This window comes from Muribaculum sp. NM65_B17, assembly GCF_004793735.1.
GTDB classification, from domain to species: Bacteria; Bacteroidota; Bacteroidia; order Bacteroidales; family Muribaculaceae; genus Muribaculum; species Muribaculum gordoncarteri.
The window spans coordinates 1-21,446 of the sequence record NZ_SRYY01000015.1; the positions used below are offsets into that span (position 1 = coordinate 1).

Here is a 21,446-nt window from a genome sequence, read left to right on the forward strand (position 1 = left end):
CGTTGGCGCTTTTCTTCATCTCTTTCGGTCACGATGGAGCCCCATCGCTCCCTCAGGAGCTAAAGAAAAGCACTTAACAATTGACCGCCCTGCCGTTAACATTTATTGTCGAACCGGCTCTTAATGTGTACACTTCGATAACTCACTATAAATAGTGATTGCAGATGACGAAAATATGAACTAATTTTGCACCGTGAGAATAAAGGGTTGTACATCATCAATGTTTTTCTTTGTCACGCTGCTTGCCGGCGTGAGCGCATTGTCGGCTTCGGCGCATAACGTTGCGGTTGAGGAGCCCGACACCATATTGTCGCTTGACGAGGTATCGGTTACGGCCATAAAGCAGTCGGCCGATATGCGTCGTCTGCCCGTGGCCTCGACTGTCGTGGGCGCCTCAGAGGTCGAGCGGCTAAATATTGTGACGATGAAGGATGTGAGCGAGGTAGCGCCGAATTTCTATATTCCCGACTACGGCTCGCGCATGACATCGTCGATATATGTGCGTGGCATAGGTGCGCGCATCGATCAGCCCGTGGTGGGATTGAATGTCGATAATGTGCCGTTCATGAACAAGGACAACTATGACTTCGACCTTGTCGATATAGAGCGCATCGAAATTCTGAGAGGACCACAGAGTACGCTTTACGGACGAAATACCATGGGCGGACTCATTAATATATATACATTGTCGCCGATGCGATATCAGGGATTGCGTGTGATGGGTGAATACGGATCCTACAACAGCGTGAAGGCTGCGGTGTCATATTATACAAAGTTAAACTCCCGCCTCGGAATGTCATGGGCCGGATACTTCACCCACACCGACGGGCATTTCACCAACATGAACAATGGCAAAAAGTGTGACCACGAAAATCAGGGCAGTCTGCGATGGAAAACAGTGTGGAACCCGATGGCCAACCTGAGCGTGGAGAACACTCTCGGAGTACAGATTTCGCGACAGGGAGGATACCCCTACGAGTTTGTCGAAACCGGCGAGATAAACTATAACGACACCTGCTTCTACAAGCGCACGGGAATAACCGACGGACTCACTGCGCGTTGGACGCTTGACAACGTGGTGCTGTCGAGCATCACCAGTTTCCAGTATATCGACGACAACATGACCCTTGACCAGGATTTCCTTCCCGACTCCTACTTCACGTTGACTCAGAAGCGCAAGGAGTGGGCGTTGACGCAGGACTTCATAGGCCGTGGTGCAATAGGCGACTACAGTTGGCTCGGAGGCTTGTTTGCCTTTTACAAGCACACCGACATGAATGCTCCCGTTACATTCCGTGAAACAGGTATAAAGGAGCTTATCGTGGACCATCGTAACGATGCCAATCCTTACTATCCGATTCAGTGGAATGAAGACTCGTTTGTTCTCGGCAGCGACTTCCTGAACAGTGTCTACGGAGTGGCATTGTACCATCAGAGCGCCTATGTCCTCGGGGCGTGGAATGTAGCATTGGGAATGCGCCTCGACCTTGAACACAACCGGTTGCGTTACAACAGTCGATGCAATACGAGCTACACAATATATGACATAACCAAGGATGAACCCGAGGTGTATCGCGTCGATCCCGTAAACATCGATGACGGCGGTAGGCTTTCCAAGACTTTCCTCCAATTTCTGCCTAAGCTGACGCTAACCTATAATTTTGATGCCGGAAACATATATGGCTCGGTGGCTCGGGGATACAAGGCCGGAGGATTCAACACCCAGATGTTCAGCGATGTGCTTCAGCAGCGCATAATGGGGCTGATGGGACTGAGCGAGAAATATGATGTGAACGAGATTATATCCTACAAGCCCGAAACGAGCTGGAACTACGAGATAGGCGCTCACTTCTCGTCGACCGACCGACGGTTTACGGCCGACATGGCGCTCTTCTACATCGACTGTCGCGACCAGCAGCTCACGGTGTTTCCCGACGGAGTGACTACGGGCCGAATCATGACCAATGCTGGCCGCACCCGTAGCTTCGGAGCCGAGCTGTCGATGAGCTTCCGTCCGGCCGACCGATGGTTGCTAAATGCAAGTTACGGATACACAAATGCCAAATTCAGTAAATTTAACAATGGCATAGCCGATTACTCGGGCAACTATATACCCTACGCTCCGCACAACACCGTGTTTGCCGGAGTCAACTACACACAGCCGGTTAAGTCGAAGCTGCTCGATGCTATTGCGCTGAATGTCAACGCGCGAGGCGTGGGTGAAATCGTGTGGGACGAAGCCAACAAAGTGCGCCAGCCCTTCTACGCGCTGCTCGGAGCATCGGTGCGATTTGAAAAAAATGATTTTTCACTTACTTTTTGGGGTGAAAACATCACCGGTACACAATATGACACGTTTTATTTCGTTTCTATAGGGAACACATTCCTGCAGAGGGGTAAACCGCGACATATAGGAGCCACCCTCCGATTACAATTCTAAAATAAATTAAACCTAATATTAACGACAACAATGAACAAAACAAAAACGATTTTAATGTCGGCTCTCGTAGCCGTTGCAATGACAGCCTGTGACACAGACAGCAAAAACGAAAGAACATTCTCATTCCCGATGGCTAACTATGCCGCTCAAGCAGGAGGTGAAGCAGCTTTCTCAAACAGCGCTACAACTACCCGCATTGACTATGAGAACAGCCTTGGAGAAATCAATTATCCTACAATAAGCCTTCCCAACATGTCGTCGGGCAGCATGAAGATAAGCGGCCTTAAGCTTTCGTCACTCCCCAAGGGTGAGGGCCTTCAGCTTTCGGGCACCGGCGTGACTCCTGTAGTAAACGGAGCTACTTCACTCGGCTCGGCCAACGTAACCGCTTACTTCAAGGGTTATAACGGATATTATATGATTGACTTTGCCGACGGAACTTCGGTGACCAGCTTCTCTATCCCCTTGAATTACTTCAGTACAACCACCGTTACTTCGGCTGATCAAAATCCTTATACTACAAATACTGCCGACAAGAACCGCTATTCGGTTATAATCAATGCCGAGAAGAAGACTGCCAACATCGACATCCTCGCTGCAAGTTTTGCTGAAAAGATGCCCTCGATGAGCTTGCGATTCAAGGATGTAAAGGTGTTTATGAACAAGAACTCGGTGACTCTTGAAGCCGACGAACTCATCCCCGTAACCTACAATTCAAGCAATCTTGAGGATCCCCAGCCCAAGTACAAGATTACCAATCTTAAAGCTCACGGCACACCCGAGCATGGCATGTCGCTCACCTTTGAGTGCGCAGGAACATTCCATGTAACGGCTGCCCTCGTTGATGTGTACACCAACAATCAGCAGTAATCGCTAAGAAAAAGTAACTGATAAAATAGAGTTACCATCCCTAAAGAAAGTCCGTCGGCTTCCGTCAAAGGTTGCCGTCGGACTTCTTTTATTGTGTCATATAGGGAGATAATTGAGGCTTTTTGGTGAAAATAAAGACAATCGCTGAGGCGTGCTATTCAAAAAAGTTTTATTATATTTGCATGAGATTTTTGGCAGAATTTAATAAAATGTTAACCTTGAATATTTATTTTGCTGAGAATCAATTTGTTTAATGCAGTTAAGCTACCATTGATGCAGTGCTCTATTTCAAATATTATTTTGGCTCCGGCTTCTCGCATTGGCGGGAAACAGGTGAACCGTGCATGCGTCGGGGAAGAAATATATGTCCGGGTCGCTGTCGGAAACTGTTCCGAAGTGGCCTTTTTTGTTTGAGGAAATTAGATTAACAATATGGTATCAGTAATTTTTGGTATTCAGAATTCGACTCTTGCCGTAGTTGCCGCCCTCACCGGTGTGGCACTTGTGGCATTGGCATTGGTGACTGCCGGATTAATATCGCCGAAGTCCTACAATGCACAGAAAGGTGAAGCGTATGAGTGCGGTATCCCCACACGAGGTGTGAGCATGGCCCAGTTCAAGGTCGGCTACTATCTCTATGCAATCCTGTTTCTTATGTTTGATGTGGAAACGGTGTTTCTGTATCCCTGGGCAGTGCGTATGCGCGAGCTCGGTGTTGAAGGATTGCTTTGTATCGCCTTGTTTTTTGGAATTTTAGTGCTGGGCCTCGTTTATGCCTGGCGGAAAGGAGCATTGGAATGGAAGTAACTACAAAAGGCATGCCCTATTCCGAATGGAAGGACAATGAATATATCGAAAAACTCGTCAAGGAGCTCAAGGACAACGGTACCAACGTTGTTGTAGGCACGCTTGACAACATAATCAACTGGGGGCGTTCCAATTCTATCTGGCCGCTCACTTTCGCCACCAGTTGTTGCGGTATCGAGTTTATCGCACTTGGAGCGGCGCGTTATGACATGGCGCGCTTTGGCTGGGAAGTGGCACGTGCCTCACCACGTCAGGCCGACTTCATGATGGTAGCCGGAACGATCGTTCACCGCATGGCTCCGGTGGTGCGTCGTCTTTACGATCAGCTCGCCGAGCCCAAGTATGTGATTGCCTGCGGTGGATGCGCAATATCGGGCGGTCCGTTCAAGAACTCCTATCACGTAGTGAAGGGTGTCGAGGAGATAATCCCCGTCGATGTCTACGTGCCCGGATGTCCGCCTCGTCCCGAAGCAATGATTTACGGTATAATGCAGCTCTCACGCAAAATTAAGGTAGAGAAGTTCTTCGGTGGAGTGAACCGTCAGGAAAAGCAACGCGATTTCCTTGAAAGCCATCCCATCGACGATGCGCAGTAACAGAGTGACTATAAACGAATTTTAAGAATAATACCCAATATTATCACAATTATGGCAAACATTCAGGAAAAAATAGCCAAACTGTTCCCCGAAGCAACATTTGAGGAGGGCGAATGTCTGTTGGTGAATATTCCCGATGCCAAATGGCATGCTCTTGCTAAGACTTTGAAGGAGGATTCCGAGCTTAGCTACGACTATCTTGTGGCTATAGTAGGTGTCGACTGGACCGAAACACTCGGTTGCATGTACTACCTCACTTCAACCAAATACAACACCCACATATCGGTGCGCGTGTCAACTGCCGACCGTGAGAAGCCCATGCTTCACAGCATAACCGACCTTTGGGCCGTGGCCAATCTCTATGAGCGTGAAGTTTATGATTACTTCGGCATAATCTTCATCAATCACCCCGATATGCGCCGACTGTTCCTGCGCAATGACTGGGTAGGTTACCCCTTGCGCAAGGACTACGATGCGAGTCCCGAGGTGAATCCCGTGCGTCTTGACCATGAAGAGGTCGAGGATACTTCGGTTACCTACGTTGAGGAAGCCGACGGAACTATCGTGAAGAAGGATGTAACCATCTTCGCACCCGAGGACTTCGTTGTCAACATCGGTCCGCAGCACCCCGCAACCCACGGCGTATTGCGATTCCGCACAGCCGTCGACGGTGAAACCATCAAGAAAATCGACCTTTACCTCGGTTATATCCACCGCGGTATCGAGAAACTTTGTGAGGGACTCGGCTATCCCCAGACCTTGCATTTCACCGACCGTCTTGACTACCTCTCGGCTCAGCAGAACCGTCATTGCCTGTGCCTGTGTATAGAGAAGGCTCTCGGAATTGAGGTGCCCCGTCGCGCTCAGGTGATACGCGTCATGATGGACGAGCTTATGCGTATATCATCGCACCTGCTGTTCATCGGCACATTCTGTATGGACCTCGGAGCCACTACAATGCTCTTCTATGCAATGCGTGAGCGTGAACGCGTGCTCGACATATTTGAACGTACTTGCGGAGCCCGCATGACATTCAACTACAACTGTATCGGCGGTATAATGGACGACCTCGATGCCGGATTTGTTGACGATGTCAAGGCTCTTATCGAAATAATGCCCAAGTGCCTCAAGGAGTATGACACCATATTCACCGGCAATGTAATCGCACACAACCGTATGGACGGGGTAGGCGTGCTGTCGCGCGAGGATGCCATATCCTATTCGGTTACCGGTCCTGCCGGCCGTGCTTCGGGTTGGGCCTGCGATGTGCGCAAGACCACTCCCTACGGCATATATTCCGAACTTGACTTCGAGGAGGTTGTGCTCCACGAGGGTGACTCGATGGCTCGCTTCAAGGCTCGTATTGAGGAGATCCGTCAGTCGATTCGCATCCTTGAGCAGCTTGTTGACAAAATCCCCGAAGGCGAAATATGTGCAAAGGTTCCCAAGATTGTCAAGTTGCCTGCCGGACACTGGTTCCAGCAGGTGGAGGCAAGTCGTGGCGCATTCGGGGTCTACATCGAGAGCACCGGCGGCACCAGCCCCATGCGCCTGAAGTTCAATTCGCCCTGCTTCAACCTTGCAGGTGTCGTTGACCACATAACCCGTGGCGGAAAGATTGCCGACCTTATCACCATTGGCGGTACGCTCGACTACGTAGTACCCGATATAGACCGATAGTAAGATTAAGAAAAAGTAAAGACAAAAACCGATATGTACGATTTATCAAAAGGAGCCGACTGGCTCAACCAGTTTCTCACGACCTATATGTCGCCATGGCTTGCGGTCGTAGTGGAATGTGTCATCATAGGAGTGGTTTTACTCTTGGCTTACGCCCTGCTCGCTCTTTTCTACATCTACTTCGAGCGTAAGGTGTGTGCCGCTTTCCAGTGCCGTCTTGGCCCGAACCGCGTAGGTCCCTTCGGAATATTCCAGAGTGTTGCCGATATGTTCAAGATTCTCATCAAGGAGCTCATATCGCTCAACCACATCGACAAGTTCCTCTTCGCGCTCGCGCCCTACCTTGTAATCATTGCTTCGATGCTCTGCTTCGCAGTGCTTCCGTGGGGCAAAGGCATTCAGGTCATTGACTTCAACATCGGTATATTCTTCCTGGTTGCCGTGTCGTCGATAGGCGTGCTCGGTATACTTCTTGCCGGATGGTCGAGTAACAATAAGTTCACACTCATCGGCGCCCTCCGTTCAGGAGCCCAGATGATAAGCTACGAGCTCTCAATCGGCTTGTCGGTAATCACGATGGTGGCTTTTGCCGGCTCGATGTCAATCTCCGATATCGTGAATCAGCAGCAGGATCTCTGGTTCATCTTCTCGGGACACATACCCGCAATCATCGCATTTATCATCTACCTCATAGCAGGAACGGCCGAAACCAACCGTGGCCCGTTTGACCTTCCCGAGGCCGAGAGTGAGTTGACTGCAGGTTACCACACCGAATATTCAGGTATCCATTTCGGATTCTTTTATTTGGCCGAGTACTTGAACCTTTTCATCGTCGCAGGTGTTGCTTCATTGTTGTTCTTTGGAGGCTGGATGCCCCTCCACATCCCCGGATGGGACGCATTCAACCATGTTATGGACTTCATTCCGTCCATAGTGTGGTTCCTCATTAAGGCAATAGCTCTTTCATTTGTGATAATATGGTTCAAGTGGACATTCCCGCGCCTTCGCATCGACCAGCTCTTGTCATTGGAGTGGAAATATTTGCTTCCCATCAATTTGGCTAACCTCGTACTTATGGTAGTGGTAATCTGCTATGGATTGCACTTCTGATAAGTCTGTTTGATAAAAATATAAATCTATATAAACCCTGATTTTCGTAAAGATGAGCGATAAATTCGGAACAGTGACTCAGGTTATCGGCCCCGTGGTCGATGTTACCTTCGAGGGAAAGGACAATGTGATTCCTCCCATTTATACCGCGCTCAAGGTTGACCGCCCCGACGGTTCCACTCTTATTCTTGAAGTGGAGCAGCACATCGGAGAGGACACTGTGCGTTGTGTGGCAATGGAAAGTACCGACGGATTGCAGCGAGGTGTACGTGTTGACAACCTCGGCCGTCCGATTGCGGTGCCCACCGGCGATCAGGTTAAGGGACGACTCCTTAACGTTATCGGTGAAGCCATCGACCACCTTGCGCCTTTGAAGCGCGACAATCTGCGTCCGATTCACCAGCCGGCTCCTCCGTTTGACGACCTCACTATAGGCACCGAGATACTCTATACCGGTATAAAGGTGATTGACCTTCTTGAGCCCTATAGCAAAGGTGGTAAAATCGGTCTGTTCGGTGGCGCCGGTGTGGGCAAGACAGTGCTCATCATGGAGCTTATCAACAACATCGCCAAGGGTCACAACGGATTCTCGGTATTCACCGGAGTGGGAGAGCGTACTCGTGAGGGTAACGACCTCCTGCGTGAGATGATCGAGAGCGGCGTTATGAAGTATGGCGAAAAGTTCCGCGAAGGAATGGAGAAAGGCGAGTGGAATCTTGCTGATGTCAACATGGACGATGTGGCAAATTCTCAGGCTACGCTCGTGTTCGGTCAGATGAACGAGCCACCGGGTGCGCGTCTTCGTGTTGCCCTTTCAGGTCTTACGGTTGCTGAGCAGTTCCGCGACCAGGACGGAGGCGGTAAGGAGATTCTGCTGTTCATCGACAACATATTCCGTTTTACCCAGGCAGGTTCCGAGGTTTCGGCTCTTCTTGGCCGTATGCCTTCGGCTGTGGGTTATCAGCCTACGCTTGCATCGGAGATGGGTGCCCTTCAGGAGCGCATCACCTCGACCAAGCAGGGCTCAATCACTTCGGTTCAGGCCATCTACGTGCCTGCCGACGACTTGACCGACCCAGCGCCCGCCACCACATTCAGCTTCCTTGATGCCACCACGGTGCTCAGCCGTAAGATTGCCGAGCTTGGTATATATCCCGCTGTTGACCCGCTGGAGTCGACTTCGCGTATCCTCGACCCCCACATCATCGGCGAGGACCACTACCAGACTGCACAGGCTGTAAAGCAGCTGCTCCAGAAGTACAACGAGCTTCAGGACATCATCGCCATCCTCGGTGTCGACGAACTTTCGGATGAGGACAAGCTTGTTGTTGCACGCGCTCGCCGCGCACAGCGATTCCTCTCTCAGCCCTTCTTCGTGGCCGAGCAGTTTACCGGCCTTCCCGGCGTGATGGTGCCGCTTAGCGAAACAATCCGCGGATTCAAGATGATTCTGAGCGGTGAGATGGACGAATACCCCGAACAGGCATTCCTTAACGTTGGCACAATCGACGAGGCCATCGAAAAGGGTAAGAAGATGCTTGCCGAGGTGAAATAAGTAAAAGATATTAACGACTATGATACTCAAGGTTATATCGGCACAAGACATTCTCTTTCAGGGTGAGGTTGACAGCGTGACGCTTCCCGGAACCGAAGGAGAGTTCACCGTATTGCGCAATCATGCGTCACTGATCTCCACGCTCGAACCCGGCACCGTCACCTATCATCACGACGGACGAAGCGGCGAGGTGCAGGTCAACGGCGGAATCGTCGATGTCGATAACAATGTAGTGTCAGTGTGCATTTATTGATATGAAGCGTATTGTTTTCTTACTGTCGCTTATATGCCTGGTGATTGCATCGCCGTTGTGCATGTCGGCCGAAGATAACGCCGAGGAGAAAGTCGAGAAGAAAATCAACCCCAAGGAGATTATCTTCGAGCACCTCGGTGACGGTTATGGGTGGGAAGTCCCTTTCTCCCATGACCTGCGTATACCCCTGCCTGTGATAGTGCGCGACTATGAAGGTCATTGGCACTGTTTCAGCTCAAGCCGCATTCAGCACGGCAAGGAGTATGACGGATTCCGGCTCGGCGGTAAGGACAGCAAGTGGCACAATAAGCTCGTGGGGATGAAGCCTGTGACTCAGCCCGACGGCAAGGTGGTGATGGAAGAGTATCGTCCTTGGGACATCTCCATAACCAAGAATGTGCTCGCAATCTTCATCTCGGTATTTATCGTAATGTGGATGGTGCTGAAGGTGGCCGCATGGTATCGCTCGGCCGGCTACAAGGCGCCCCGCAAGTTCACCGGCGCAATCGAGGCTATGATAGAGTTCATCTACAAGGGTGTCATCAAGCCCACTCTCGGAGAGCAGGCACCGCGTTTCGCGCCCTATCTGCTCACGGTGTTCTTCTTCATCCTCGTCATGAACCTGCTGGGATTGATCGTCATCTTCCCCGGCGGAGCCAACCTTACGGGCAACATCGCCGTTACACTCGTGTTGTCGGTGATAACATTCCTGATTGTAAACATATTCGGAACAAAGCACTACTGGAAGGAGATATTCTGGCCCGATGTTCCGCTGTGGCTGAAGTTCCCGATTCCCATCATGCCCATAATCGAGCTCTTCGGAATCTTCACCAAGCCGGCGGCTCTGACTGTGCGTCTGTTTGCCAACATGATGGGCGGACACATCATCGTCATCGTGCTCACCCTGTTGATTTTCATTCTTGCCGTCATGGGACCTGTAGTTACCGGCGCAACGACTGTGGTTTCGATTCTGTTCTCAATATTCATGTTGCTCATCGACGTGCTGGTGAGCTTCGTACAAGCCTACGTGTTCACGATGCTGTCGACGCTGTTTATAGCGCTCGCGCAGGAGAAGGGACATGAAGAACATAAAACCCCTGAAACAAAAACAAACAAATAATTAATAACTTCAAAAAATTTATCTCTATGTTAGCAATGATTTTAGCAGCCATCGAAGGCACATTGGGAATTGGCGCATGTATCGGCGCAGCTATCGCAGCAATCGGTGCAGGTATTGGTATCGGTAAAATCGGTGCATCAGCCATGGAAGCTATCGCTCGCCAGCCCGAAGCTACCGGCGACATCCGCAGTAACATGATTGTGATTGCAGCTCTTGTCGAAGGTGTTGCCCTGTTTGCGGTTATCGTCTGTCTGCTCTCGTTCTTCCTCTAATATCAAGCTCTAACCATGGAACTTTTCACGCCTGAATTCGGCCTGATATTCTGGATGTTTGTCGCCTTCGCGGTACTGTTCTTTGTACTCGCAAAATGGGGGTGGCCGGCTATCATGAAGAGTGTCGAAGGCCGTGCCGACCTTATCGACAAGGGTGTGGAGTACGCTCAAAATGCAAAGGAGCAGCTTGACCATGCCCGTGAAGAGGCCGACAAATACATAGACGAAGCTCGCAAGCAGCAAGCTGAAATGCTACGCGAAGCCGACCGCATGAAGACTCAGATTATTGAGGAAGCACGCGCCGCTGCTTCAAAGGAAGCTCAAAAGGTGATGGATGCCGCAAAGATTTCCATCGAGCAGTCGCATAAAGAGGCTGAACTGCGCTTCCGCGATGAGGTCAGCTCATTTGCCCTCGACATTGCCACCAAAGTGGTGCGCAAGCAAATGGCCGATGAGAAGGCCCAGACCCAATTAGTGAACTCACTGTTGGATGAAATTGAAAATAAAAACTAAAACGCAATGAACCAAGGTCTTATTCCATCTCGTTACGCCAAGGCGCTGTACAAGTTTGCCGTTGAAAAAGGCAAAGCCGACAGGGTCTATGTGCTGATGAAAAATCTGGAGGCGGCTTTCGCCGCACAGCCTCGACTGCAGGAGGTGATGAACAATCCCTACATCGCCGTCGACGATAAGACCCGTCTGTTGATGACTGCGGCAGAGGCCGAGAAGACCGACAGTTGCTATGTCGACTTCCTGAAGCTTCTTGTCGAAAACAAGCGCATCGATTTCTCGAGAGGCATCGCTCTCGCTTATCTCGACATATATCGTGAGGAAAACAACATCTACCTCGTGAGGCTGATTACGGCAGCCGACCTGCCGCAGGCCGAGATCGACAAGCTGCACGACCTCGTGAAGCGTCATCTCAACGGGGCTTCGATGGAGTTCTCGCGCACCGTCGACCCGGAGCTGATTGGCGGATTTGTCATAAACATCAACTCCGAGCGCCTCGATGCATCAATCAGTAACGAACTCAAGCAATTGCGTCTTAAACTATTAAGCAACTAACACAAACTAATGATTAACCCAAGCGAAATATCGGAAGTATTAAAGCAACAACTGGAGAATGTCAACAACAAGGTGTCATTCGAGGAAGTTGGAACGGTCCTTGAGGTAGGTGACGGTGTCGCCCATGTCTATGGACTTGAGAATGTACGCGCCAACGAGCTTGTAGAGTTTGAAAACGGCGTCAAGGGTGTTGCCATGAACCTTGAGGAGAGCAATGTCGGTGTGATTTTGCTTAACAACATTGACCGCGTGACTGAAAATATGACCGTCCGTCGCACCGGCGAGATTGCTTCAATCCCCGTCGGCGAAGGCCTCTTGGGTCGCGTAATCAATGTGTTGGGTGAACCGATTGACGGTGCAGGCCCTATTTCGGGCGACCTCTACCGCATGCCCTTGGAGCGAAAGGCCCCCGGAGTTATATTCCGTCAGCCTGTAAAGCAGCCGCTGCAGACCGGTATAAAGGCCGTAGACTCGATGGTGCCTATAGGCCGCGGACAGCGTGAGTTGATTATCGGCGACCGTCAGATAGGTAAGACCGCAATCGCTATCGACACTATAATCAATCAGCGCAAGAACTACGAGGACGGAAAGCCCGTCTACTGTATATATGTCGCTATAGGACAGAAGGCATCGTCGGTGGCCGCACTTGTGCAGACTCTCCGCGACAACGGAGCGCTTCCCTATACCGTAGTCGTGGCCGCCAATGCGTCTGACTCGGCTGCGATGCGCTACTACTCTCCCTTTGCGGGTGTTGCTATCGGTGAGTTCTTCCGCGACACCGGCCGTGACGCGCTCATTGTCTATGACGACCTCTCGAAGCAGGCCGTGTCCTACCGCGAGATTTCGCTGATTCTTAAGCGTCCTTCGGGTCGTGAAGCCTATCCGGGTGATATCTTCTACCTCCATTCGCGTCTTCTTGAGCGCGCCGCCAAGATTATCGACAATCAGGAAGTGGCCGCTGCCATGAACGACCTCCCCGAGGTACTGAAGGACAAGGTGAAGGGTGGTGGCTCGCTCACCGCGCTTCCTATCATCGAAACTCAGGCAGGCGACGTGTCGGCCTACATCCCCACCAACGTGATTTCAATCACCGACGGACAGATATTCCTTGAAACGGCTCTGTTCAACCGAGGTATCCGTCCCGCCATCAATGTGGGTATATCGGTTTCTCGTGTGGGTGGTAACGCTCAGATCAAATCGATGAAGAAGGTTGCCGGTACGCTGAAAATCGACCAGGCACAGTTCCGCGAGTTGGAGTCGTTCACCAAGTTTGGCGGCGACATCGACCCCGTTACCGCCCGCGTCATCGACAAAGGCCGCAAGAATGAGCAGCTCCTCATCCAGCCTCAGTACAGCCCTATGGCCGTCGAGGGGGAAGTGGCTATAATATTCTGCGGAACAAAGGGATTGCTCGAGAATGTACCGCTTGAGAAGGTTTCAGAATTTGAAAAACTCTTCTTGCAGTTGATTCGCGCAAAATATCAGAAGGAAGTGCTCGATGTCATCAAGGCCGGTCAGCTGACCGACGATGTTGTCGAGAAACTCACTGAATGCGCCAAGGAGATTGCAAGCCGCTATAAATAAACAACGATACCGAAATGGCAACATTACGCGAACTTAAAGGAAGAATCGGCTCGGTGAAGTCATCTGAAAAGATCACCGGAGCCATGAAGATGATTTCATCGGCAAAGATGCACAAGGCCGAGCAGGCCCTCAAGCGTCTTCTGCCCTTCCGCGGACAGATACAGACTATCATCGGCAATCTGCTTTCGGCCGATGCCGAGTTCTCGTCGCCGTTAATCGAGAATCGCGAAGTGAAGCGCATCGGTATTGTCGTATTCGGTTCCGATGACGGCCTTTGCGGTGCCTACAACATGAATGTCTTCAAGGGACTGCTTCAGAAGTTGCACTCCATGCGTGAAAAGCACGGTCAGGATGTGGACTTCGTGATATATCCCGTAGGAGGCAAGATGTTCAAGGCCGCCCGCCGCCTGTCAGGCGCCCACATCGAGGTTCGACAGCTTGTCGAGGTCAACTCCAAAAGCTCGGGGAAGGAGATTCGCAACTTCACCTTCTCCCTGCAGCAGGAGTATCTCGACGGCAATATCGACCTGCTCGAAATAATCTACATGAGCTACAAGAGCGTGAGTCGTCAGATTCTTCGCGCCGAGCAGCTGCTCCCCGTGGCTCAGGAAACATTGACCGACAACTCCATCACCGTGCAGTGTCGGCCCTACATTTTCGAGCCCGATGCCAACGCCATCTTCACCTCGGTATTGCCGCTCTTCGTGCTTGCCGTGATGCAGGAAACGTTTACCGAAAACCAGGCCTCCGAGCAGGCCGCGCGTGTCATGGCGATGCAGAGCGCCAACGACAATGCGAAGAAGCTGCTTGATCAGCTTCAGCTCGAATACAACAAGCTCCGTCAGCAGGCCATCACCTCCGAGTTGCTCGACATTCTCGGCGGTCAGGTCAAGTGACGGGTTTGAATTGGGAAAAGTAATGCGGTCGATACCGGAGGTTACACATACCGATACTCCGGTCGGTCGCGACAACGAATATATTGTCAATCGGTATGCATATTTTAAAGTAATAAAGACCAATCATAATCTATGGGCAGTGTAAAAGATTATTTTTCATCACTGGGAACAGGCATTACAAGCCTATTGAAGGGTATGGGTGTCACCGGAAAGGAGTTCTTGACCCCGAAGGTGACCGAGTCCTATCCTGACGATCGCAAGACGATACAGTACGCCGCTCCGCGTTTCCGTGCAAAGCTCGTCTTGAAGTATGACGCTGAAGGTCATCACAAGTGTATAGCGTGCGGAATTTGTCAGCGCAACTGTCCCAACGGCACTATCAACCTCACAACAAAGATGGTTGACCTTCCCGACGGAAAAAAGAAGCGTAAACTCGATGCCTACATGTACGATCTCGGAAGCTGCACATTCTGCGAGCTGTGTGTCACCACATGTCCTCAAAATGCGCTTGAGTTCTCCAACGACTTCGAGCAGGCTGTATTCACCCGTTCGATGCTCGTCGAGAAACTTAATTATCTGCCCGAACCGGCCGAGCCGGCACCGGCTCCCAAGCCCGCCGAGGCTCCTGAGGCTCCCGCTCAGTCTAATGTCGCTGAAAAGTAAAAAGAAAAATCAGATATAATATGGAATCAGTTGGAAGTATCATTATGTATTGCGTAATCGTTGCGGCGATTATCGTATTCTCGATACTCACTGTCACCACTCGCAGGATTCTGCGTGCGGCAACCTACCTGTTGTTTGTGCTCTTCGCTACGGCGGGCATATACTTCAAGCTCGACTACGAGTTCCTGGGTGCCGTCCAGATTGCCGTATATGCGGGTGGTATCGTAGTATTGTTTGTGTTCTCAATTTTGCTCACAACCAATCCCGGCGACAGTAGTGCGAGACTTGCTTCAAAACGACGCGTCATGGGTATCATCGCTGCCCTTTTGGCCTTTGTGGTCATGGGCTTCGCCCTGTGCCGTCACGAGTTCTGGACCGCGTTGAGCCGTCCGTTCACTACGGATCTCACTATGCAGGAAATAGGCCAAGTGCTTCTCGGCACTGAAAAGTGGCAGTACCTGCTCCCCTTTGAAGCAGTGAGTGTGTTGTTATTGGCATGTATAATCGGTGGCGTGGTAGTCGCCCGCAAGCGTTAATCATTGGTGCAGATTATGGACAATTTATCTATGATGATGTACATTATCCCCAGCATGATTATGTTCTGCTGCGGTGTTTACGGATTCATCACCCGTAAAAACATGATTGCGATTCTGATATCGCTTGAGTTGATGCTCAATTCGGTCGACATCAACTTCGTGGTGTTTAACCGCTTCTTGTTCCCCGGACAACTCGAAGGAATGATGTTCACCCTTTTTGCCATAGCTATTGCAGCTGCCGAAACAGCTCTTGCCATTGCAATTATAGTCAACATTTTCCGCGTTGCCCGAAATATTGATATACGCGACCTCACTAAAATGAAATTTTAATAGTTATGGAACATATATCAATCTTCATATTAGCTATTCCTCTCTTCATGTTCCTCCTGCTCGGCTTGTTGGGCATGAAGATGAGCCATAAGTTGGCCGGTACTCTCGGAACTCTCGGCATGGGTACCACTCTGGTGCTCGCCTATACTGTTGCGTTTACCTATTTCTTCAGCGGCGACGCTCAGTTCATCAACGCTGCAGGCGAGCGTCTGCAGTCGATTCTCTGGAATGTGACATGGCTGCAGTTTACCGACTCACTCGTTATCCGTCTTGGATTCCTCCTCGATCCTATCTCGGCCATGCTGCTTGTGGTCATCACCACTATATCGTTCATGGTGCATCTCTACAGCTTGGGTTACATGCGCGACCATCACGGAGTGTATGAAAGAGGTTTTCAGCGTTTCTACGCTTTCCTTTCTCTGTTCAGCTTCTCGATGCTCGGACTCGTTGTTGCAACCAACATTTTCCAGATGTATATCTTCTGGGAGCTTGTGGGTGCTTCTTCCTACCTCCTCATCGGTTTCTACTATGTGAAGCCGTCGGCTGTTTCAGCTTCAAAGAAGGCGTTTATCGTAACTCGTTTTGCCGACCTCGGATTCCTCATCGGTATCCTCGTGTTGTCTTACTTCACAGGTACGTTCAACTTCACCGAACTCACTTCGGTTCCCGTTGACGGTCTCGCCAATGTATATCAGGTGAGCGAAGCTACTGCCGAAGGTGTAAAGAACATCTTTGCAGGAAGTGCAACTCCCATGTTCATGGGCGCTTCGGTTATGACATGGGCTCTCGTGCTCATCTTCATGGGAGGTATGGGTAAGTCGGCCATGATGCCGCTCCACATCTGGCTCCCCGATGCAATGGAAGGTCCCACCCCGGTTTCGGCCCTTATTCACGCCGCTACAATGGTTGTGGCCGGTGTATATCTTGTGGCCCGTCTGTTCCCGCTATACTTGATGGAGATTCGTTCGCTTGAGATTGTAACTGTTGTAGGTGCCGTCACCGCACTCTATGCTGCAATGGTGGCCTGTACGCAGATCGACATCAAGCGCGTGCTCGCATTCTCGACAATATCGCAGATTGCATTCATGATGGTTTCGCTTGGTGTTGCCCGTCCCGAGTTCCACCACGGCATCGGTTACATGGCCGGTATGTTCCATCTGTTCACTCACGCTATGTTTAAGGCGTTGTTGTTCCTCTGTGCAGGTGCTTTGATTCACGCCATAGGCTCCAACGACTACACGGCCATGCATGGTCTGCGGAAGCACATGCCCATCACCCACATCACATTCCTTGTCGGCTGTCTTGCTATCGCGGGTATCATCCCGTTTGCCGGATTCTTCTCCAAGGATGAGATTCTCACCGCTTGCTTCGGCAACTCTGCTTTGTGGTATGTATGGATGTCGCTTGTAGCCGGTCTTACCGCCTTCTACATGTTCCGCCTCTACTACCTTATCTTCTGGTGGAAGGAACACAAGGTGCCCGAAGGTCATCACGCTCCTCACGATCAGCCCTGGACTATGACACTCCCGTTGGTTATCCTTGCCGTTATCTCATGTTTTGCAGGCTTCGTCCCCTTCGGAAACCTCGTTACATGGAATGGTCACCCGATGTTTGACCACGTTGGATTCTTCACCAATCTTGAGCATCTCGACTGGTCGGTGGCTGCAGTGTCACTTGCCGTTGCCATAATCGCAATCGCAATCGCCACTGTGATGTATAAAAAGGAGAATCCGCTTCCCGCCAAGTTCAAGAATGCACTTCCCACACTCTGGGACTGGTGTCATCACCGCTTCTACTGGGACGAACTCTATATGTTCATCACTCACCGCATAATTTTCGACGGCATTTGCAAGCCTATCGCATGGTTTGACCGTCACATTATCGACGGTACGATGGATATGTTTGCCCGCGTTACTCAGAAGGCTTCGTTCTCAATTCGCGGACTTCAGTCGGGCAACCTCCAGATGTATGTATGGGTTTACCTTATCGGCGCACTTCTGCTCGCCTCGATTACATGGGTTTGTCTTCTCTAATAAATAGTGCAATTAGAAAAATATAGTAATTATGATATTCTCTAATATTCTGATATACTTTGTGGTCATCCCTCTGCTGATGCTTGGATGCCTGTTCCTTTGCCGGAACATGAAGCAGATACGCACGGTGGCCGTTGTTGGCTCTACTGCACTTGTGGCATTGGCCGTATATCTTGTGGTTGATTTCTGCCAACTGCGTGCTGCCGGTGCCGACGACATCATGCTTTATCAAGGCTCGTGGATGTGGTTTGAACCGCTTAACATCCATCTTGCTGTCGGTGTCGACGGTATATCCGTTGCAATGCTGCTGCTTTCGGCTATCATCGTTTTCGCAGGCTCTTTCGCCTCGTGGAAAATCAATCCTCTGCCAAAGGACTTCTTCCTGTGGTTGATTCTGCTTTCAACCGGTGTGTTCGGATTCTTTATCTCCATCGACCTCTTTACCATGTTCATGTTCTATGAGGTCGCTCTTATCCCCATGTACCTTCTCATCGGTCTTTGGGGTACAGGTCGCAAGGAGTATTCGGCGATGAAGCTTACACTTATGCTCATGGGTGGTTCGGCATTCCTCTTGCTCGGAATCCTCGGTATATACTATCATTCGGCTCCCGCAGGAAGCCCGCTGACCATGAACCTGCTTGAGATTTCGGCCAATGACGCCATCTCGCACGACTGGCAGTACTTCCTGTTCCCCATCACCTTTGTGGGTTTTGGTGTTCTCGGAGCCATGTTCCCGTTCCACACTTGGAGCCCCGACGGTCACGCTTCAGCGCCTACCGCCGTGTCGATGCTCCATGCCGGTGTGCTCATGAAGCTTGGAGGTTACGGATGCTTCCGTGTTGCAATCTACCTGATGCCCTTCGCCGCCAATGAGCTGGCTTGGATATTTTTGATTCTTACAGGTATTTCGGTCGTTTACGGTGCGTTCAGCGCTTGTGTGCAGACCGACCTCAAATACATCAACGCCTACTCTTCGGTTAGCCACTGCGGACTTGTGCTCTTCGCGATATTAATGCTCAATACAACCGCGATGACAGGTGCCGTGATGCAGATGCTTTCCCACGGTCTTATGACGGCTCTCTTCTTCGCATTGATCGGTATGATTTACGGTCGTACCCACACCCGCGACATCCGTCTTATGGGAGGCTTGATGAAGATTATGCCTTTCCTTGCAGTGTGCTACGTGATTGCCGGTATGGCATCGCTCGGTCTTCCCGGTCTTAGCGGTTTCGTTGCCGAAATGACCATCTTCGTTGGTTCGTTCCAGGAGGCCGACCTCTTCCACCGCACCTTCACCATCATCGCATGCTGCTCTATTGTGATAACCGCCGTCTACATCCTCCGCGTTGTGGGCAAGCTCCTTCTCGGTCCCGTTCAGGACGAGCATCACTTGTCGTTGACCGATGCCGAGTGGTGGGAACGCCTTTCGGTTATCACGCTTATCGTGTGCGTTGCAGGCATTGGTTGCTTCCCCAACTGGATTAGCAACCTGCTCCACAATTCATTTTTACCCATCATTGAAGTGTTGACTAAATAAAGGATTTATAAGATATGGATTATTCACAGTTTTTGGTCATGCATCAAGAGATAGGATTGCTGGTCCTCATCTTATTGGTCTTTTTATTTGATACATTCAGCTCGCGCCCCGCGCCCAAGGGATTCACCATGTTCACTGTGTGTCTTTTCGGTTTGCTCACCGCGCTGGGCTTCGTATTCCCCATCGACAAGCAGGTGGCTTCGGCCTTTGGTGGCATGTATGTTACTTCACCAGTGATGATAGGCATCAAGAATGTCCTCAACATCGGTGTGTTCATTGTTATTCTTCAGTCAATCAAGTGGGCCGACTCCGAGTTCATGCGTGTGCGTCGCGGCGAGTTCTACGAGCTGCTGCTCATCACCCTTTTCGGTATGTACCTCATGATTTCGGCTCGTCACTTCCTGCTGTTCATCATCGGCCTCGAAACGGCTTCTCTTCCGCTTGCCGCTCTCGTGGCATTTGACAAGAACCGTTATGAGAGCCATGAAGCTGCCGTTAAGTACATCCTCACCGCTGTATTCTCGTCGGCAATTTTCATGATGGGATTGAGCTTTGTCTATGCCCTTTCGGGAACTCTCTACTTTAGCGATGTTGCCGCTTCGATTGTCGATGGCGGTGCGTTGCTCATCGTTGCCATCGCGTTTGTCATCGGCGGTATGGGATTCAAGCTCTCGCTGGTTCCCTTCCACCTTTGGACTGCCGATGTCTATCAGGGTGCTCCCACTTCGGTTACCTCCTATCTTTCGGTTATCTCCAAGGGTGCTGCCGCATTTGCATTCTTCGTGATTCTCGTGCAGGTATTCGGCCCGTTCTACAACGGCATTTGGGAGTGGATGCTCTATGCACTCATCATCCTCACGATCACAATCGGTAACCTCTTTGCTCTGCGTCAGAAGAATCTTAAGCGATTCCTCGCATTCTCCTCAATCTCCCAGGCCGGTTACATCATGCTTGGTGTGATTGCAGGAAGCGCTCAGGGTCTTGGTTCGTTGATTTTCTACATCCTTGTCTACATCTTCTCCAACCTTGCTGCATTCGGTGTCATCTCGGCCATTGAAAACAAGACCGGTCGTGTCGACATGGACGATTACAATAATCTCTACAGCACCAATCCCAAGCTTGCCTTCACGATGATGCTTGCCATGTTCTCGCTTGCGGGTATTCCTCCGTTTGCCGGTTTCTTCAGCAAGTTCTTCATCTTCACCTCGGCTGTCGCTCCCGGAACTCCGGCGCTCTACATCCTCGTGCTCATTGCGTTGATCAACACCATCATCTCGCTCTACTACTACTTGCTCGTGGTTAAGGCGATGTTCATCAACAATCAGCAGGAGTGTGTCATCCCCGCCTTCCGTTCGGCATCATCCGAGCGTGTTGCAATGTGGATTTGTGTTGCAGGCATTATTCTTGTAGGTGTTGTAAGCTGCATCTATAATGGACTCATCGATGCTTCGGTTGCCAATCCCGAATACATCTTCACGATGTTTGCCAACTAATTGAATCTTAACTCTCAATTTTAATACGAAGGGCGGCTCGTAAGGGTCGCCCTTCACTGTTTAATCTTCTTGTATGATTTTTAGAATTGCCGTTGAGGCCGACATCCCTCGCATCTGGACTATCATCAATCAGGCCAAGGCACAGATGTATCGCGAGGGCAAGCACCAGTGGAGCGAGAGTTATCCCGCGGTTGCCGACATCGAGCGTGACATCGCCTCGGGTTATGGTTATGTTCTTGACAATGGTGACGGCGTTGTCGCCTATGGAGCCGTTGTATTTGACGGAGAGCCGGCCTATGACAGGCTCGACGGTCGTTGGCTGGCCGATGTGCCTTATGTTGTCGTTCATCGCCTTGCCGTGGCCGATGAGGTGAAGCGACGTGGTGTCGCCGTCGGGTTTATGTCATCGGTTGAGGCGCTTGCCCGCGACATGGGCGTGACATCGTTCAGGGTCGACACCAATTACGACAATTTCTACATGCTGCGCATATTCGATAAACTCGGATTCACCTATTGCGGTGAGGTGTGTTACGATTCGGGTCTGCGACGGGCCTATGAAAAGCTCCTCGCTCCTGCCTGAATCATGAATATTTTTTCGTAGATTTG

At 50.8% G+C, this 21,446-nt stretch carries 21 protein-coding genes; all 21 read left to right on the forward strand.

The genetic code is table 11. The annotated features are described in order from the left end of the window. Positions 1-220: 220 nt before the first annotated feature. The 21 genes from E5354_RS13170 to E5354_RS13270 all read left to right on the forward strand — a co-directional run bounded on the left by E5354_RS13170 (position 221) and on the right by E5354_RS13270 (position 21,420). Complete coding sequence (locus E5354_RS13170; RefSeq protein ID WP_135947754.1) at positions 221-2,440, forward strand: TonB-dependent receptor; 2,220 nt, start codon at positions 221-223, stop codon at positions 2,438-2,440. 30 nt (positions 2,441-2,470) lie between these two features. Beyond that, positions 2,471-3,310 carry a hypothetical protein gene (locus E5354_RS13175; RefSeq protein WP_135947755.1) on the forward strand — a complete coding sequence of 280 codons (840 nt, stop codon included), beginning with the start codon at positions 2,471-2,473 and terminating at the stop codon, positions 3,308-3,310. Positions 3,311-3,742: 432 nt separating this feature from the next. Next, on the forward strand, positions 3,743-4,117 hold the full coding sequence (locus E5354_RS13180; RefSeq protein WP_123395343.1) for an NADH-quinone oxidoreductase subunit A: 375 nt from the start codon (positions 3,743-3,745) through the stop codon (positions 4,115-4,117). Next, on the forward strand, positions 4,108-4,713 hold the full coding sequence (locus E5354_RS13185) for an NADH-quinone oxidoreductase subunit B (protein WP_123395344.1): 606 nt from the start codon (positions 4,108-4,110) through the stop codon (positions 4,711-4,713). The genes E5354_RS13180 and E5354_RS13185 overlap by 10 nt, the downstream gene beginning before the upstream one ends. A gap of 51 nt (positions 4,714-4,764) precedes the next feature. Further along, on the forward strand, positions 4,765-6,393 hold the full coding sequence (locus E5354_RS13190) for an NADH-quinone oxidoreductase subunit C (RefSeq protein WP_123395345.1): 1,629 nt from the start codon (positions 4,765-4,767) through the stop codon (positions 6,391-6,393). Positions 6,394-6,426: 33 nt separating this feature from the next. Further along, entirely contained in the window at positions 6,427-7,503 is a 1,077-nt protein-coding gene (gene nuoH / locus E5354_RS13195) for an NADH-quinone oxidoreductase subunit NuoH (RefSeq protein WP_135947756.1), read from the forward strand. 52 nt (positions 7,504-7,555) lie between these two features. After that, positions 7,556-9,058, forward strand: coding sequence for a F0F1 ATP synthase subunit beta (gene atpD / locus E5354_RS13200; RefSeq protein ID WP_123395347.1), 1,503 nt, complete (start codon positions 7,556-7,558; stop codon positions 9,056-9,058). A gap of 19 nt (positions 9,059-9,077) precedes the next feature. Next, entirely contained in the window at positions 9,078-9,311 is a 234-nt protein-coding gene (atpC, locus tag E5354_RS13205; RefSeq protein ID WP_135947757.1) for an ATP synthase F1 subunit epsilon, read from the forward strand. Between the two features lies 1 nt (position 9,312). Beyond that, a complete protein-coding gene (gene atpB / locus E5354_RS13210) occupies positions 9,313-10,431 on the forward strand; it encodes a F0F1 ATP synthase subunit A (protein WP_135947758.1) in 1,119 nt (372 codons plus the stop codon). Between the two features lie 26 nt (positions 10,432-10,457). Beyond that, a complete protein-coding gene (gene atpE / locus E5354_RS13215; RefSeq protein WP_123395350.1) occupies positions 10,458-10,703 on the forward strand; it encodes an ATP synthase F0 subunit C in 246 nt (81 codons plus the stop codon). Between the two features lie 15 nt (positions 10,704-10,718). Then, positions 10,719-11,216, forward strand: coding sequence for a F0F1 ATP synthase subunit B (atpF, locus tag E5354_RS13220; protein ID WP_123395351.1), 498 nt, complete (start codon positions 10,719-10,721; stop codon positions 11,214-11,216). A 6-nt stretch (positions 11,217-11,222) separates the two neighbouring features. Then, positions 11,223-11,768 (forward strand): F0F1 ATP synthase subunit delta, encoded by a 546-nt coding sequence (locus E5354_RS13225; protein ID WP_123395352.1) that lies wholly within the window; start codon positions 11,223-11,225, stop codon positions 11,766-11,768. 9 nt (positions 11,769-11,777) lie between these two features. After that, positions 11,778-13,352 (forward strand): F0F1 ATP synthase subunit alpha, encoded by a 1,575-nt coding sequence (gene atpA, locus E5354_RS13230; protein ID WP_135947759.1) that lies wholly within the window; start codon positions 11,778-11,780, stop codon positions 13,350-13,352. A 14-nt stretch (positions 13,353-13,366) separates the two neighbouring features. Continuing rightward, positions 13,367-14,248, forward strand: coding sequence for an ATP synthase F1 subunit gamma (gene atpG, locus E5354_RS13235; RefSeq protein ID WP_135947760.1), 882 nt, complete (start codon positions 13,367-13,369; stop codon positions 14,246-14,248). A gap of 132 nt (positions 14,249-14,380) precedes the next feature. Then, positions 14,381-14,911: a 4Fe-4S binding protein gene (locus tag E5354_RS13240; RefSeq protein WP_135947761.1), complete on the forward strand. Its 531-nt coding sequence runs from the start codon at positions 14,381-14,383 to the stop codon at positions 14,909-14,911. A gap of 20 nt (positions 14,912-14,931) precedes the next feature. Further along, positions 14,932-15,447 (forward strand): NADH-quinone oxidoreductase subunit J, encoded by a 516-nt coding sequence (locus E5354_RS13245; protein ID WP_123395356.1) that lies wholly within the window; start codon positions 14,932-14,934, stop codon positions 15,445-15,447. A gap of 15 nt (positions 15,448-15,462) precedes the next feature. Continuing rightward, positions 15,463-15,777, forward strand: coding sequence for an NADH-quinone oxidoreductase subunit NuoK (gene nuoK / locus E5354_RS13250; RefSeq protein ID WP_238337297.1), 315 nt, complete (start codon positions 15,463-15,465; stop codon positions 15,775-15,777). A gap of 5 nt (positions 15,778-15,782) precedes the next feature. Beyond that, positions 15,783-17,810: an NADH-quinone oxidoreductase subunit L gene (gene nuoL, locus E5354_RS13255; RefSeq protein WP_123395358.1), complete on the forward strand. Its 2,028-nt coding sequence runs from the start codon at positions 15,783-15,785 to the stop codon at positions 17,808-17,810. Positions 17,811-17,841: 31 nt separating this feature from the next. Further along, on the forward strand, positions 17,842-19,347 hold the full coding sequence (locus tag E5354_RS13260; protein WP_135947762.1) for a NuoM family protein: 1,506 nt from the start codon (positions 17,842-17,844) through the stop codon (positions 19,345-19,347). 14 nt (positions 19,348-19,361) lie between these two features. After that, positions 19,362-20,840 carry an NADH-quinone oxidoreductase subunit N gene (locus E5354_RS13265; RefSeq protein ID WP_123395360.1) on the forward strand — a complete coding sequence of 493 codons (1,479 nt, stop codon included), beginning with the start codon at positions 19,362-19,364 and terminating at the stop codon, positions 20,838-20,840. Positions 20,841-20,913: 73 nt separating this feature from the next. Then, positions 20,914-21,420 (forward strand): GNAT family N-acetyltransferase, encoded by a 507-nt coding sequence (locus E5354_RS13270; protein ID WP_123395361.1) that lies wholly within the window; start codon positions 20,914-20,916, stop codon positions 21,418-21,420. Positions 21,421-21,446: the final 26 nt, after the last annotated feature.